Here is a 16129-nt window from a genome sequence, read left to right as displayed (position 1 = left end):
AAAACTAAATTAGTTATTAACCCAAGTTGCTAGTTATGCCGAAGAGCGATCGCAGTGGGTTCCATTGCCGCTTCAGAATGGATAGTTAACATATACTCTCAAGGCGACTGTATTTACTGCTTCCCTGCGTGGCGTAGCCATTCCTGTTACTTAATGTTTCCGGTTTTAGTCGATACTATTACCATAGCAGCAATAGAGGGATTACTGATTAAGCTTGCTCTGGAGAGCGATCGCAAGTTATTTTGGAACAAATAGATGCCAAATCCTTACAGGGCTTGCTTTCGGCAAATTATATGACTTTTTTATTTATCAATATGAGGCATTTCTGAAAAATTGTACAACTTTATTTTTTGATATCAAATAAAATTGAACGTAAATACAAGGCTTATAAACTTTCAAATTATATAAGTTTTTTATGTTTTTACAATAATTTGGTAGAATAACCAGATAATTTCTGAATGTGATGATAATATTATCACAATCAGGAATATTTTTTTGGGCGATCGCCTACGGTGCTGATGCGTCCACCTCATCACTTGTCTATAAATAAAAAACAAGCAGGACATATACTATGAGCCAAAAAACCATTGATTCCAAAAATCTGACCATAGAAAAAATTTTTGAAGATTTTTATATTATTCCTAGTTATCAAAGAGAATATATTTGGAAAGAAAAACAAGTATTAGAGTTATTAAATGATGTATATAGTGAATTTCCTGGCTCTTTAAATATAGAATCTGATGAATATTTTCTAGGCAGTATTGTAATTTGTCCTAGTTCTGAAGATACAGACAATGTGTATCAGGTAATTGATGGGCAACAAAGATTAACAACTTCTTATATCTTCTTTTGTGCTGTCAAAAATTATATAAATAAGTTGCCAGAACATCAAAAGTTTGATGCGATTAAGAAATTAATTTATTCAGAGTATACAAATGCACAAGGTCAAGACCAATCACAATACAGGATAAATCCTCAATATCCAGACAGTAAAAATATTTTGGAAGAATTTGCTAAAGATGAAATCAATATAGAAGAGATAGAAAATAAAAAAAATAATAAAACTGAATCTACAATTAATTTGATTTCAGCTTACCAAACAATAGAAGATTTTATTAAGGATAAGTTCAAAGATGATGAAAACCAGATCAAAAGGTTTTATGCACATTTCATCAAAAAAGTAAAGTTAGTTAGAGTTGAAACTACAGATATTAACCACGCCTTAAGAGTTTTTGAAACCATCAATAATAGAGGCGTTGGCTTGGATTCTATGGATTTACTTAAAAATCTTTTGTTTAAACAAGTTGAAAAAGAAGATTTTTCAAAAATTAGTAATTCTTGGAAAGAAATAAAAAATGAATTAGATTCAGTAAAGGAAAAGCCTATGGATTTTCTACGATACTTTATTCTAACTCAATATGATGTTGAAAGAGATAATGTCCAAACTAAAGAATACCAATGGTTACTGGAAAATAATACTACTTGTAAATATGAAGAAAAACCATTTGAGTTTGTCGAGGACTTACTGAAGGCTGCAAAGGCTTATAAATCATTACTAGAAAGAAAAAATCCTTCTGATAATTCAGATAACCCGCATTTAGCTAATATTAAGTATTTAAGCCCCAATCTTAAACAACATCTATATATACTGTTAGCAGCAAGGGATATGTCAATGGAAATATTTTCTCAATTGTGTCTACATATTGAAAACTTTATTTTTGTTTATAGTTTTCCTAATAATTCAATCAGTGAATTAGAAAAAATATTTATTAATTGGGGTCAAGAGATTCGTAAAATAGTACAAAATACAGACAAAGAAGAGCAATTATCTAAATTAAAAGAATTTTTATATAACAATCTAGGTGTACGTAAAGAAAATCTCAAGAAATCTTTTGAGAAAAAGTTTAAGGAAGCAAGTCAATTAGACTTTAATTCAAGAGGAACAAATAAAAAGCCAACATCAAATGCTAATAAAAAAACAAAGTATATATTAGCAAAAATTTCTCAGTATGTACAACTTATAGCTTATAGCGACAATGATGAGTGTAAAAATTTTACAACTTTTACTCAGAGTTCAATAGAAATTGAGCATATTTTACCACAAGATTTAAATTCTGAACCTGTTAAAGCTTTTGATAAACCAGATGAAGTTGAATCATATATATACAAATTAGGCAATTTAGCTTTGCTAGAACAAACTCTCAATGCTTCTATTCAAAATAGTCCATTTGAAGTTAAGAAAGAAGCTTATCAACAATCGAATTTTCTTTTAACACAATGTATATCTGAAAAGCCCACTATTGGAACTAATACTGCAATTAATAGGGCTGTGGAGAAATTAATAAGTTTTAATGAATGGAATTCACAATCAATTGATAAAAGACAAGAAATGCTCACAGAATTAGCATTGAAAATATGGTACGAGGAAGTATCTTTCGAAGAAGTACCTTTTGAGGAAAGTCTGGATGCTAGGGAAATACAGGAACTATTGCGGTTTGGTGGTGAAAGAGCTATTTAATTTGATAGCATCTGATATCCTTTCTACACCTAAAGTGCCAGTTGCGTAAGTCCTGAACATATATAGATAGAAAGTGAGATAAGAACAGGTAAGAGTAAGCTATTCAAACACAACGCCAATTTTCGATTTGTAAGTTAGGTATTCTTTGAAATTCTCGAACATTAGATGTCACCACAATATGATTATTGATGACTGCGGTAGCTGCGATGAGTACATCATACGCACCAATAGGTGAACCAGCTAGTTTGAGAAAGCTTCTGATTTCGGCTGCTTGTTCTGCTGCTTTCGAGTCAAAAGGTAAAATTGTGATTGAGTTTAATAATGTTTCAAAAATTGATTGGATTTTAACAGCGCGTTGTGGGTTAATAGCTAATCCATATTTCACCTCCATAACTGTTAGAGATGACACAAAAATCTCCGCAGGGGAAATTAATTTTATTCGCTTGAGGGTGTTTTCTTCTCCTTTGACAAAATCACTAATGACGCAAGTATCCAATAGATAACCCATACATAATTAAAGTTCTATTTCGTTAGGAGGTATCAGTTCATCTCGATATGATTCAAAGATAATACTTTCGTTTACACCTTGATATTGTATTAGGGTTTCTGGCCATTGGCTGGGTTTAGTTTCTAGGAATGTCACGAAAACAATGCTTTCAGTAATACCTTGCGGTGTTTCAGCTAGTTCAATTTTGCCGTTTTTATAAATTCCTTGAATGGTTTTTAACATAGAGCTTACCTCCTACATTAAGTTTAACCTATTTATTCTCCTTCTTCAGTCATGCTGGGTGGGAATCGAATGTCTGAGTCTTCAATATAAATTTTACCTGAGATGAGACGATTTATCAGGCGATCGCGTGTTTGTTTAAGGTGTAATTTTACTAATTGGATATAATCAATTTGATTGTTCAATTTACTTGCAAATTTACAAAAGTTTACTGTGTAAACATTGGGCTGCTTAGTCGGTACAATTTTGTAGTGCGATCGCTGACATCAGGTAACTTTTATTTTTAAGCAATTACTAGCATTTTTGATCTTGCTTATTCTTCATAGAATAACTTTTTTCCAGAACTTGCTTAAGTGCCGTTGCGGATATTTGCCGATTAACCACAAGGCGAGGAATTTGATAGGGATTTTTTAAACAATTGTAATTTAAAGTTTCATTATTATATAAATACCCAGATAAATAATATTTTTCCACAGATGATTCTACCTGTTTATTAGTAGCTCCAAAGGGATAAGCAAAATGAGATGCTACTTGTTGATTTGGGTCTAAGTCTTGTGTGCATTTTCTTAAAATTATTCTTGCTCTTAACAATTCATTGATTAATTCTCGTCGTGATAATTTGGTTACATCTTTATGATTTAATCCATGAGATTGAATGTCATAAAATCCTGCTTTTAAACCTTCCCTTAAGTCTTGACATCCTAGCTTAGTCGCATTACTATCTCGCTGATTAGACAAATGACCAGGATTGATAAATAAAACAACTTTTACCTTGGTTTTATATTTATTTTCTAGCTTGTATAGAATAGGCAGTAATTTAGTATGTACTGATTTATAACCATCATCAAAAGAAAGCATGATAGGCTTTTGTTTTTTACGGTTTCCCGGAATTGGCTGAGATTTGGTTAAGAAAAAATCATATAATTCTTGAGTTGTGAGAAACCAGTAGTCATGAATAATTAAATATTCTAAAAATTTTTCTAACTCTTGTTTGGAGTAGTGCATTTCTGCTGTTTTAATATTCATATTAGTATCTACAATGCCATGAAATCCCAAAATAGGAACTACAGGCTCGGTGTATTCAAAATTGAGCAGTGCAAAAGAAATAATAGAAATTAGAGCTAAACTAAAAGGTAAATTTTGAGTTTTTGTAGTTGTCACTGAGGTCTACTGGTTGTTATTAATTATTTTGCTATTGGTATTATCTCAGAGGATGTTTAACAAGTATTGTGATTAACACTAACATTAAGGTTTTCGCCGCCCAGGAGGCAGGCTACCGGGTGGGTTAAGCCTGAGTAACTTGTAAATACCCGGTGGGAGACTTTCCAAGACTGACGATATTTTTACATCTGTCTTCAGTGGAGGTTTATATTTATGTCTTTTGCCAGGTTAATCTCTCAAGCGAATTTATTAAATTTTGTAAAGCAGGTGTTAGTGATAACTCTGGCAACTGCTTGTTCCAAAAGTAATCGGAGACGTTATGACTTACACTACCAACGAACAAGCAAGAAAGTCTGTAGAACAATTCCGCCGCTTTGATGCTGATACACAGTTAGGCTTGCTGTGGTATGGCTATTTAGACATCAAAGATTCCTTAAGCCCAACCACCAATCAGCCTTCTGTAACTACTCCGGCTAACGCTTTCTTTGATCAAGTGCGAGCATTACCCCAAAAACAACAACTGCAAGTACAACGTGATATTGTCGCTTGTGCAGATACAGAGATTAGCCATGCCTATAAAGCTTTAAGTTCTAGTGCCAAGTTAGAGTTATGGCTGAAGCTGGCACAAGGGATGGAAAATGGCACTATCATAGGAGTCCCTGCTGATTATGAATTGCCATCTCAAACAGATAACTTTGTGAATACAGTCAAGGGATGGGATTTTGAGCAAAGGGTTGACTTTTTACGTAGCGCAGTCGATGAGATGGGTGCTAGATAAATGTTTGGCAATTAATCAGCCAATTGTGGTGTGAGACAATCCGGTATTGGTGGTTTCTCTCAGGGACTTCCAGATAAAAAAATATCCAAAATGTAGGGTGCGTCAGTACGAGAAACCCTAGTTATACCAAGAAAAGATTCATACTGACGCACTCTACTAACTAACAGTCGATGGGGATAATTTATTTTTTGGTGTTCCCTAAACAGGAACGGCCAAAAATACCGGCGGCGTGAACATTGTTTTTCAGAAAAGGTGTTCTTTGAGGGTAGCGATCGCATATGGTTTGTGATTGCTGCTCTTTTTGATTGCAGATGTATAGAGATGTTGCACAAATGTCTGAGCTTGATCCACTGAGTCAAAACACCTTTAAAATAAGAAGACATTCTTGGCAAATTAATTACTAAACTTGCTTGTATCTGGGGGTATGAATGAGCCGTCCAATCATTCTTGGTATTGTTGGTGATAGTGCTGCTGGCAAAACCACACTGACTAAAGGAATTGCTCAGGTTCTTGGCCCGGAAAATGTCACGCTGATCTGTACTGATGACTATCATCGCTACGACCGCCAGCAACGAGCAGAAATTGGAATTACTGCTCTCCATCCCGACTGCAACTATTTAGATATCATGCAGCAGCACCTATCGCTGCTACGTACAGGTCAGCCAATTCTCAAACCCGTTTATAGCCATAAAACAGGTACTTTTGAGGCACCCCTGTACATTAAACCGAAGAAATTTGTTATAATAGAGGGTTTGCTAGGTTATTCTACTCGTGCTGCTCGTGAATGCTACGATGTCAGAGTTTATCTTGCGCCGCCAGAAGACTTACGTGCTAAGTGGAAAGTTAAACGAGATACTCAAAAACGTGGCTATTCTCCAGAAGAAGTATTAGCAGAATTAGTAAAACGAGAACCAGATTCAGAGCAATTTATTCGTCCCCAACGGCAATGGTCTGATATAGTAGTTAGTTTCTATCCACCGCATGGTGCAGAAGATGAAACCAACGGACACCTCAACGTGCGTTTGGTATTGCGTCCTACTATTCCCCACCCGGATTTTACACCAATTATCAATTTGACTAATAATGATTCTGGGTCAGCGATTCGCCTAGGATTAGATCGAGATATGGGTAAACCCGTCGATGTGTTGGAAGTGGACGGTCATGCTACTTTAGAACAGGTGAATAAGTTAGAACATATTCTCTGTAATGATATACCTAACTTAAAAAATCTATGCGATCGCGACAGCAACCCAGAAATCGGTAAAGTCGCCGGCACAACTGGGGAAACCCTGCAAAGTTACCCCTTGGCGTTGACACAGTTAATTATCACTTACCACATGCTCAAAGCAACGCAGATGTATCAGTAACTCGATAAAAATCAAACATGGATAGTTGGAAAGCCTATGGTTTAACAGTTATTGCGCTATTTCTCAAAATGTTTGCCACTGTTCTCATTCAGGCTTATGGCAGGTTCAAGTCTAACAGTTTTTCTAATCCTGAAGATTTGGCTATTGTCAGCAATATTTTGGGAAGAAAAGATGCTGCATCAAGTGACGATGAACTCGTACGTCGCGCTCAAAATGTTCTTCGCAATGATGGGGAGAACATTCCTATTTTTCTCTTTTTGGCGATGACTTATGTTCAGCTAAATTGTTGGCAAACAGGTGTATTAATCTACTTTCCGCTATTTGTGGCATCTCGGATACTTCATACAGTAGCCTACATTCGTGCAATTCAGCCTTTACGGAATATAGTGTATCAAGTGGGAATTTTGGTGATGTTTGCTCTATGTAGTCATATTGGTGGGAAGATTTGGGTGAGTTAGGAGGGTGCGTCAGTACGAATAATTTCTGATTGTGTTGGGATATGACTGTCGCACCGTTAGCGATCGCTAGATTAACCCAAAATACAACCGCTACGAGGGGGCAGCGTTAACGTCAACTGCTGGGTTTTTCCTTCACCTTGCCATTGAAATTCTGCATTGCCGTATAAAAGTTGGTTGGGTTGAGTCTTTAAACTGGTAACATTAAAGTTAACCTGGGCTGATGCTGTCCCTGCGTTCACTGCAATCATCAATTCTTCATTCCCTAAAGTGCGGGCAAAAATGTACAATTCTCCCCGCGCCCAAAGAACTGTGTAGTCACCTGTACGTAAAGCTGGATAAGCATGACGCAAAGCAATTAACTGGCGGTGAATATCATAAATTTCTCGATTCCAGTTAGCTTCTAGGGGAAAACCACGACGGGAATCAGGATCTATTGCACCGGGTAAACCCACTTCATCGCCATAGTAAACACTAGGCGCACCAGGAAAAGTCAACAATAATAGAGTAGCTAATTCTACACTGGCTTGATCATCCCCAGCAATAGTAATTAACCGTGCCGTATCATGACTGGCGAGTAAGTTGAGTTGAGTTAGCTGAATTTCCCAAGGGTATAGTTGCAGTAATTCCTGCATTTTACTGGCGTATTCAGCCGCAAATAGGGGCGGGTAGGGGTGATAGTCGCGACTCTGCACTTGTTCTAAGACTACGCGATCGCCCGCCGCAAAGGCAATAGTCGGCCCAGCAAATAAATAATTCATCACACCGTCAAATTGTGTACCATCCAACCACTCACGGGAATCTCCCCACACTTCCCCGACAATATAAGCATCAGGATTAATAGCTTTGACTCGTTCGCGAAACTCTTGCCAAAAACCAGGAGTTTTAATTTCAAACGGCACATCTAACCGCCAACCGTCAATACCAAATTTAAGCCAATATTCGGCGATTTCCATGATATATTCCCGCACTTCTGGGTTATCATGATTAAATACAGGCAAAGCGCGATTATCAGCCCAACCTACATAGTTAGCGGGTAACTCGCCAGTGTACGGCGCAAGCGGCCAGCCTGCAATTTTGAACCAATCCACCCAAGGGGAATAAGGGCCATTTTCTAAAATGTCATGGAAAAAGAAAAACCCCCGACTGGCATGATTAAATACGCCATCGAGAACAACTTTCATATTTCTGCGGTGGGCAGCGTCTAGTAACTCTTTAAAAGCTGGATTACCCCCTAACATCGGGTCTACTTGATAATAATCATGGGTATGATAACGGTGATTGCTGGCAGATTGAAATATCGGTGTGAAGTAAATAGCATTAACGCCTAAGTCTTGGATGTAGTCTAATTGCTCCATAATGCCCCATAAATCACCGCCTTTGTAACCTTGCAGTGTGGGCATTGCTTCCCAGTCTTCCCAACTGGCATTACGCAACAAGCGTTTACGGGGCTGTTGACTTCTGGCGAAGCGGTCGGGAAAAATTTGGTAGAATACAGCGTGTTTCACCCAGTCTGGTGTGTGTATTTGCATGATTTTTTCTTGATTGCTTTGATAATTATTGTGGCAAATTCTGAAATATTCGAGGTGTTAAGCAAAAAGGGAATAGGGAACAGGGAACGGTGAGGAACCAACCGTTTCCCGTTTCTGTGAAGCACTTGCTCAAGCCTTTGCAAGCCCCCACTTTTAAGCGGATTTAAATCACCTGCAAAACCTACACTGTTCCCGGTTGCCCGTTCCCTGTTCCCTTTTAAATGGTTTTGACCGAGCGATCGCCTACAATCAGACATAGGCGATCGCTGACTAATTATCGACATGGGCATACATCACAAGTAGGGTTTGTAAAATTCCTTAGACATAATCGTTGATCCCCCCTTACCAGCTGCTACATACAGTCCTAAACTGTAGGTGGGATTTGAACGGCAGTTGGGAGAAATCTTGTGAAAAAAGTCTTAGCAATTATCCTTGGAGGTGGTGCAGGTACTCGCCTGTACCCATTAACCAAACTACGTGCTAAACCGGCAGTACCAGTGGCAGGGAAGTACCGCCTAATAGATATCCCTGTCAGTAACTGCATCAATTCTGAGATTTATAAAATCTACGTCCTCACACAATTTAACTCGGCTTCCCTCAACCGTCATATTGCCCGTACCTATAACTTCACTGGCTTCAGTGAGGGGTTTGTAGAAGTGCTAGCCGCACAACAAACACCAGAAAACCCCAATTGGTTCCAAGGTACGGCTGATGCGGTGCGTCAGTATATCTGGCTGTTGGAAGAATGGAATGTGGACGAATACCTGATTTTATCAGGAGATCACCTCTACCGCATGGACTATCGTCTATTTGTAGAACGCCATCGCGAAACAGGTGCGGATATCACACTCTCAGTTATCCCCATAGACGAACGCCGGGCTTCCGATTTTGGCTTAATGAAAATTGATAATTCCGGTAGGGTAATCGACTTTAGCGAAAAACCGAAAGGCGAAGCTTTAGCTAATATGCGCGTCGATACCACCATTTTGGGATTGTCAGCCGAACAAGCCAAATTGCAGCCCTACATCGCCTCGATGGGGATTTATGTTTTTAAAAGAGACGTTTTGATCAAACTTTTGAAAGAATCTTTAGAACGCACCGATTTCGGTAAGGAAATTATTCCTGATGCGGCAAAAGATTACAATGTTCAAGCTTATTTATTTGACGACTACTGGGAAGATATCGGGACAATTGAAGCATTCTATAATGCCAATTTAGCCCTGACTCGGCAACCATTACCGCCTTTTAGCTTCTACGATGAAGAAGCACCCATTTATACCCGCCCTCGTTATTTGCCACCAACCAAATTATTAGACTGTCATGTGACAGAATCGATAATTGGGGAAGGTTGCATTTTGAAAAACTGCCGCATTCAACACTCAGTGTTGGGTGTGCGATCGCGAGTTGAATCTGGCTCTATCATCGAAGAATCTTTAGTGATGGGTTCTGACTTTTATCAACCTTACGTAGAACGCCAAAGCAGTTTAGAAAAAGGTGAAATTCCCATAGGTATCGGTGGAGATACAATCATTCGCCGTGCCATCATTGACAAAAATGCCCGCATCGGTCACGATGTCAAAATTATCAATAAAGACAACGTACAGGAAGCTAACCGCGAAAATCAAGGCTTCTACATCCGCAGTGGCATTGTAGTTGTTCTCAAAAATGCTGTAATTCCCGATGGCACTATTATTTAGTCATTAGTCATTAGTCATTAGTCATTAGTCATTAGTTAAGATATTTAACTAGGGACTGTTGACTATGGACTCATGACTAAACTACTGTTGCTGATTGGTCTTCCTGGTAGCGGTAAGTCAACTTTAGCAAAACAAATACTCTCACAATGCCCCCAGATGCACCTAATTTCTACAGATGCTATCCGGGGGCAATTATTCGGCTCAGAAGCTATTCAAGGGCCGTGGCTGCTGATTTGGCGGGAAATTCAACGACAATTGCAACAGGCTATTGTTACAAATAAACCCGTAATTTTTGATGCTACTAACGCCCAACGCCGCCATCGTCGGGAAATTATCACCCTAGCCCGTGAAATAGGTTTTACTCACATTACAGGGTTATGGGTGAGAACTCCAGTATGGCTATGTTTAGCAAGGAATAAACGACGCGATCGCCAAGTCCCCGAAGACATTATCTTACGAATGCACCGCCAACTCCGCGACGCACCCCCCAGCCTCGAAGAAGGACTAGATAACTTAATTTCCTACCCCATCCCCAGTCAAGAGTCCCCAAAGTACGGTAATCGCCCTCATGCCATCAGCAACAACCACACTTGATTTTATTGATAATTTGTTAATTTAAAATCAGAATTATTTGTGCTTGGCATTATACCTAGCAAACACAGAATCTCACATCTTAGAAAAAAACTTAAAGAAAATCGCTACAGGAGGCTGGTAGATGGCTGCAACCGACTTCAAGGACTATTACACGATTTTAGGAGTTAGTAAAACTGCCAGTCCAGAAGAAATTAAGCAAGCTTTTCGGAAATTAGCCCGCAAGTATCACCCTGATGTGAACCCAGGTAACAAGCAAGCGGAAGCACGCTTCAAAGAAATTAACGAAGCTTACGAAGTTTTATCAGATCCAGACAAACGCAAAAAATATGACCAATTTGGTCAATATTGGCGACAAGTAGGTGAAGGCGGCTTCCCTGGCGGTGCTGGTGTCGATATGAACGGTTTCGACTTCAGTCAATACGGCACTTTTGATGAGTTTATCAATGAATTACTAGGACGCTTTGGTGGTGGTGCGCCTCGCGGTGGCAGACAAAGCTATTCTTATCGTACCTCTACAGGTAGACCAGGGGGCGGTTATAGTGGGTTTGGTGACTTCGGTTTTCAAGATGTTGGTGCAGCTGGTGCAGGTGGCGCAGCAGATACAGAAGCTTCTATTAGTTTGACATTTGGAGAAGCTTTTGCAGGTTGTCAAAAGCGGTTTAGCTTAGGTAACGAAACCATAGATGTTCGTATCCCAGCCGGCGCGAAATCCGGTACTCGTCTGCGGGTGCGTGGTAAAGGACAATTCAACCCCATGACTCAACAACGTGGCGACTTATATCTTAAGGTAGAATTACAGCCACATTCATTCTTCCAGATTGATGGTGATAATCTTGTCTGTGAAGTACCGATAACACCCGATGAAGCTGCCCTTGGTGCGTCAATTGATGTTCCCACACCCGATGGTAGTGTAAATGTGAAGTTACCAGCCGGAGTGCGTTCTGGCCAATCTTTGCGTTTACGGGGTAAAGGCTGGCCTCTTTCTAGAGGTGGGCGTGGTGATCAGTTGGTGAAGGTGGCGATCGTTCCACCCAAAGAAATGAGCCAGCAAGAACGGGAATACTATGAAAAAATCCGCGCTATTCGTAGTTACAATCCCCGGAGTCATTTACAGCAAGTTAAATTGTAAAGTCATTAGTCATTAGTCATTAGTCATTAGTCATTAATGGTAGGGCGATGCACTGGCAACAATCCAAAATTCAGGGTTGGAGCGAAATATCAGCATTGCCCACCTGACTTTAATTGAACATATTGAGTAAAGTTTCAATACTGGCATTGTGATCTAAAAACGAAAATAAATGCTTGTAGCGGAGTTTTCCTTCTTTATCTAATACAAACTGAGCAGGTAAAGGCGCACCTAGGGCTTGTCCTACTTGATAAGTGCGAAATACTCTGCAACTAGGGTCACTCAGCAAAGGCATTTTTAAGCCTAAGTCTCTCACAACTATTTGGCTTTGCTTTTCGTCTGTACTGGTAATCAGTAAAACCTCTATATCACGCTGTTTAAATTCCTCGTAGTTCTCATTTAAAGCTTTGATATGAGGAAAGCAAAAAGGGCAATATTGCTTTTCGGTAAAAATTCGCGTAAATGCTAGTAAAACAGGCTGCTTGCCGGAAAAATTCGCTAATTTTACTGTGCTGTTGTTGGTGATATCCGGTAATTGAAAATCTGGTGTTTTTACATCCAGCCTTAATTCATTACTAGCTGGAATCGGCAGAAAATTACGAAAGAAACGCTCGTTAAGTAAGCCACTGAAATCTGTTGAGGTTAACATAAATAATTCAAAATTAAAAATTATAAAACCACAGGTAAACACTGCCAATAACACTGATTTTATCTCTGTGTTCAGCTATGTTCATCTGTGGTATGGTTGATTTTCTGTCTGAAAATCTTACCAGCACAAAGGCAGATATCAAACAAAGGTTAGAAAGTTTTTAGCATAAACTTTGTTCCCTTTTGCCTTCTGCCCTACGGGTTCGCCACTTGCTTATGCCGGGAAACCCGTCCACCGCAGTGGCTCACTTCCTGCTTTTTTACACAGCAGCGAAGTAAACTTTAGACTTCACTGGGTCAGGTGTCATGGTTTTGTCGCCGGGTTGCCAACCAGCAGGACAAACTTCATCGGGGTGAGACTGCACATACTGAATTGCTTGCAGTGTCCGCAGGGTTTCATCAACGCTGCGACCAAATGCTAGGTTGTTGATGGTAGCGTGTTGGATAACACCATCTTTGTCGATGATGAATAGACCACGTAAAGCAATACCTGCGGCTGGGTCTAGTACGTTGTAAGCGGCACTAATCTCTTTTTTAATGTCGGAAACTAAGGGATAATTGAGGTCGCCAACACCACCAGACTTACGATCTGTTTGAATCCAAGCTAGGTGTGAGAATTCGCTATCAACGGAAACACCAAGCACTTCAGTGTTAATTTTCTTAAATTCTTCGTAGCGATCGCTAAATGCTGTGATCTCAGTGGGGCAAACAAAGGTAAAGTCTAGGGGGTAGAAGAACAATACAACATACTTACCACGATAGTCGGAAAGTTTGATTGTCTTGAATTCCTGATCCGCCACAGCTGTTGCTGTAAAATCGGGAGCTTGTTGACCAACGCGCAGGCTTCCTTCTGTTCCGTAAGTGATGGACATTTACTATGTTCTCCTTCAACTTATATCCGTTTTCTAGCGTTGGAGTCGGGGTCAGGTAAATCTTACCCCTCCACGCTCTCTCACAGTTTGATTACGATCTGTTACAAATATATCATACTCATAACGATTGTGAGTAGCAAATGGCAGATTTAGATACAAGAGAATGGTTGCTGACTAATGGCTTGGGTAGCTTTGCCAGTGGTACGGTGTCGGATGTGCGGACACGGACTTATCATGGTTGGCTATTTGTCGCCACAAATCCACCGGCTGGGCGTACCCTGTTGTTATCACACTTAGAAGCTAGCTTGGAAGTTGGCGGGAAAGTGGTTTCACTGGGGACGAATATCTGGGGGACAGGTAACATTGAGCCGAGAGGCTACAAACTGCTGCACAGTTTCGAGATTAACCCTGTTCCCCAATGGATTTGGGGTGAGAATGACTGGCAACTGAGCAGACAATTGCTGATGCCGCATGGGATGGGAGGGAGTAGGGAAGAAAATCAGGCGGGCGACTCCCGAATGAGTGATGGGCTACACCCGACCGGAGGTCATCGCCTATTAATTCAATATCGTTATGAAGGTAGACAAACGGCAACCTTAAGACTGCGCTTGCTGATAGGCGATCGCGACTTTCACAGTCAACAAACCGCGACTTCAGACTTACAATTTTCCCAACTGCTGGGACATCAACAAGTGTGTTTGCAAGCCATTAAATCGGGGCATTTTGGTACACCTTGGCAATTGCGTTGGACACAAGGAGAATATCGAGCAGATTCGGTGTGGTATTGGAATTACGAATTTCCCCAAGAAACAAAACGGGGATTAGGCGATCGCGAAGACCTCTACAGCCCTGGTTATTTGACCGTCACACTCAAACCAGGAGATGCAGTCACTCTAGAAGCACGCATCGGTTTTCCTGAGCAAACACCAGATATTCTTACCACCGATACCTTTGCCGCATCTGTCGCCGCAGAACAACAACGACTATCTGAGATTTTTGGTTGGGGAGTAGGGGGAGATGAGGGAGTAGGGGAAGATGAGGAAGTAGGGGAAGATAAGGAAGAATTTCTATCCCCCTCATCCCCCTCATCCACCTCATCCCCCTCATCCACCTCATCCCCCATTTGGCGACAATTATTAAAAGCTGGTGATCAGTTCGTAGTCTATCGCGCCTCTATTGCTGGGCCTACGGTAATTGCTGGTTATCACTGGTTTAATGACTGGGGACGGGATACCTTAATCGCCTTACCGGGTTTAACCTTAGTACCTCAACGCTTTGACCTAGCAAAAGGACTGTTACGCACCTTTGGGCGTTACTGTCGTTACGGTTTGATACCGAATGCTTTCCCTGATGTGGACAGTGAACCGTTTTACAACAGCATTGATGCGGCTTTGTGGTGGATTGAAACTTTAGGGCTTTACTTAGAAGCAACCCAAGACTGGCAATTTTTGTCTGAACAGTTCCCTGTAGTCCAACAAATCCATAAAGCTTTTTTAGCTGGTACACGCTACAACATCCAAATTGATGCTACCGATGGATTGGTGGGATGGGATGCCAGAGGTGTGGCTTTAACTTGGATGGATGCAATAGTAGAAGGAGAACCTGTCACGCCTCGACCTGGCAAAGCTGTAGAAATTAATGCACTGTGGTATTCTGCATTATGTTGGATGAGTAACTGGGCAGAATGCTTGAGCCAGTTACAAGTAGGTGATACGGCACGTTTAGCAAAGCAAGCAGGGCGTTATGCTGAACAAGCCCAACAGGTAAAAGCTTCTCTGCAAAAATTTTGGAATCCACAGTTAGGCTATTTGTACGACACCATTGATTTTGACGATCGCCGCCATGCTCAAATTCGCCCCAATGCTGTGATTGCATTGTCACTTTCCCATTGTGGGTTTACTCAACAACAAGGTCGTCAAGTCATAGATTTAGCAACTTATCGCTTGCTGACTCCCTATGGACTACGCAGCCTTGACCCAGCCGATCCACAATATATAGGTAAATATGAAGGTAACTCACAAACACGCGATCGCTCTTACCATCAGGGTACAGTGTGGACTTGGCTAATTGGCCCCTTTATCCGGGCTTGGCAGCGTTTTTTTCCCGAACAACCCTTACCTTTTAATTGGCAACCCCTTTTACATCATTTCCTGAATGATGGTTGCATTGGTTCTATTTCCGAAATTTTTGATGGCGACGCACCACACCAACCCAGAGGCGCAGTAGCCCAAGCTTGGTCAATCGCTGAAGTGATTCGTCATTTCAAATAGTGATTTGAGTGAGCAAAGGTTAATCCTAATTGCTCAACTCACAACTTTTAGCTGATTAATTTATAATATGGCTCAGGTCGGATTTGAACCAACGACCCCAGGCTTATGAGTCCCTAAATAAAGCCAAGTACATTAGGAGCCTCTGCTTCTGACATCTTATTTCATAGTCAACTAATAGTCAACACCCTTACTCCAAAGGACTTATACCACCCCCTTGAGGTAAACTTGACATTCTAGAATTCCAAGCTTAGGATTGAAGCAGGCTATAGCTTATTAAAGCAAGTTGAAAATAATAGTTAGTAAAATTTGACTTAACCCGCATCTAGGGAAGAAAGCTTTATGTTAGTACACCTAGATGAACTGAATACTCAACCTACCTGGAGA

General features: G+C 40.4%; 17 protein-coding genes. 9 read left to right on the top strand and 8 right to left on the bottom strand.

Annotation, left to right across the window (positions count from 1 at the left end; all coding sequences use genetic code 11):
• Positions 1-54: 54 nt before the first annotated feature.
• Positions 55-255 carry a hypothetical protein gene (locus AACS98_RS08010; protein ID WP_157087500.1) on the top strand — a complete coding sequence of 67 codons (201 nt, stop codon included), beginning with the start codon at positions 55-57 and terminating at the stop codon, positions 253-255.
• Positions 256-571: 316 nt separating this feature from the next.
• On the top strand, positions 572-2518 hold the full coding sequence (locus tag AACS98_RS08005; RefSeq protein ID WP_232317128.1) for a DUF262 domain-containing protein: 1947 nt from the start codon (positions 572-574) through the stop codon (positions 2516-2518).
• Between the two features lie 103 nt (positions 2519-2621).
• On the opposite strand, the gene AACS98_RS08000 is transcribed toward AACS98_RS08005, so the two are convergent.
• From AACS98_RS08000 to AACS98_RS07985, 4 genes are all read right to left on the bottom strand, one after another.
• Positions 2622-3026 (bottom strand): type II toxin-antitoxin system VapC family toxin, encoded by a 405-nt coding sequence (locus AACS98_RS08000; protein WP_066377984.1) that lies wholly within the window; start codon positions 3024-3026, stop codon positions 2622-2624.
• 6 nt (positions 3027-3032) lie between these two features.
• Positions 3033-3248: a hypothetical protein gene (locus tag AACS98_RS07995; RefSeq protein WP_066377982.1), complete on the bottom strand. Its 216-nt coding sequence runs from the start codon at positions 3246-3248 to the stop codon at positions 3033-3035.
• 32 nt (positions 3249-3280) lie between these two features.
• Positions 3281-3430: a hypothetical protein gene (locus tag AACS98_RS07990; protein ID WP_198161123.1), complete on the bottom strand. Its 150-nt coding sequence runs from the start codon at positions 3428-3430 to the stop codon at positions 3281-3283.
• 109 nt (positions 3431-3539) lie between these two features.
• The gene (locus AACS98_RS07985) at positions 3540-4406 is read right to left on the bottom strand and encodes a polysaccharide deacetylase family protein (RefSeq protein WP_066377979.1); all 867 of its coding nucleotides are present in this window, start codon (positions 4404-4406) and stop codon (positions 3540-3542) included.
• A gap of 319 nt (positions 4407-4725) precedes the next feature.
• Here AACS98_RS07985 and AACS98_RS07980 point away from each other — a divergent pair, with 319 nt between their 5' ends.
• From AACS98_RS07980 to AACS98_RS07970, 3 genes are all read left to right on the top strand, one after another.
• Positions 4726-5184 carry an orange carotenoid protein N-terminal domain-containing protein gene (locus AACS98_RS07980; RefSeq protein ID WP_066377975.1) on the top strand — a complete coding sequence of 153 codons (459 nt, stop codon included), beginning with the start codon at positions 4726-4728 and terminating at the stop codon, positions 5182-5184.
• Between the two features lie 428 nt (positions 5185-5612).
• Complete coding sequence (locus AACS98_RS07975; RefSeq protein WP_066377971.1) at positions 5613-6551, top strand: phosphoribulokinase; 939 nt, start codon at positions 5613-5615, stop codon at positions 6549-6551.
• A 17-nt stretch (positions 6552-6568) separates the two neighbouring features.
• On the top strand, positions 6569-7009 hold the full coding sequence (locus tag AACS98_RS07970) for an MAPEG family protein (protein WP_066377968.1): 441 nt from the start codon (positions 6569-6571) through the stop codon (positions 7007-7009).
• Between the two features lie 71 nt (positions 7010-7080).
• Here AACS98_RS07970 and AACS98_RS07965 read toward each other — a convergent pair whose 3' ends face one another.
• The gene (locus AACS98_RS07965) at positions 7081-8538 is read right to left on the bottom strand and encodes a glycoside hydrolase family 13 protein (protein WP_066377967.1); all 1458 of its coding nucleotides are present in this window, start codon (positions 8536-8538) and stop codon (positions 7081-7083) included.
• A complete protein-coding gene (locus AACS98_RS23590; protein ID WP_156481575.1) occupies positions 8511-8828 on the bottom strand; it encodes a hypothetical protein in 318 nt (105 codons plus the stop codon). The genes AACS98_RS07965 and AACS98_RS23590 overlap by 28 nt, the downstream gene beginning before the upstream one ends.
• 117 nt (positions 8829-8945) lie before the next feature.
• Between AACS98_RS23590 and AACS98_RS07960 the strand changes: the two genes are divergently transcribed.
• From AACS98_RS07960 to AACS98_RS07950, 3 genes are all read left to right on the top strand, one after another.
• On the top strand, positions 8946-10235 hold the full coding sequence (locus AACS98_RS07960; protein WP_066377964.1) for a glucose-1-phosphate adenylyltransferase: 1290 nt from the start codon (positions 8946-8948) through the stop codon (positions 10233-10235).
• Between the two features lie 72 nt (positions 10236-10307).
• Positions 10308-10829, top strand: coding sequence for an AAA family ATPase (locus tag AACS98_RS07955; protein WP_066377962.1), 522 nt, complete (start codon positions 10308-10310; stop codon positions 10827-10829).
• Between the two features lie 121 nt (positions 10830-10950).
• Positions 10951-11958, top strand: a complete 1008-nt coding sequence (locus AACS98_RS07950) for a DnaJ C-terminal domain-containing protein (RefSeq protein WP_066377961.1) — start codon at positions 10951-10953, stop codon at positions 11956-11958.
• A gap of 109 nt (positions 11959-12067) precedes the next feature.
• Here the strand turns inward: AACS98_RS07950 and AACS98_RS07945 are convergent, their stop codons facing one another.
• Together AACS98_RS07945 and AACS98_RS07940 are read right to left on the bottom strand one after the other, a co-directional pair.
• On the bottom strand, positions 12068-12604 hold the full coding sequence (locus AACS98_RS07945; protein WP_066378217.1) for a peroxiredoxin family protein: 537 nt from the start codon (positions 12602-12604) through the stop codon (positions 12068-12070).
• Between the two features lie 259 nt (positions 12605-12863).
• Positions 12864-13475: a peroxiredoxin gene (locus AACS98_RS07940; protein ID WP_066377959.1), complete on the bottom strand. Its 612-nt coding sequence runs from the start codon at positions 13473-13475 to the stop codon at positions 12864-12866.
• A 140-nt stretch (positions 13476-13615) separates the two neighbouring features.
• Here AACS98_RS07940 and AACS98_RS07935 point away from each other — a divergent pair, with 140 nt between their 5' ends.
• A complete protein-coding gene (locus AACS98_RS07935; protein WP_066377958.1) occupies positions 13616-15745 on the top strand; it encodes an amylo-alpha-1,6-glucosidase in 2130 nt (709 codons plus the stop codon).
• Positions 15746-16129: the final 384 nt, after the last annotated feature.

Origin of the sequence: Anabaena sp. CA = ATCC 33047, assembly GCF_963870205.1 — a bacterium.
GTDB lineage: Bacteria > Cyanobacteriota > Cyanobacteriia > Cyanobacteriales > Nostocaceae > Trichormus.
The sequence above is the reverse complement of the archived record's forward strand: the minus strand, read 5'-3'. Positions and strand labels throughout refer to the sequence as shown.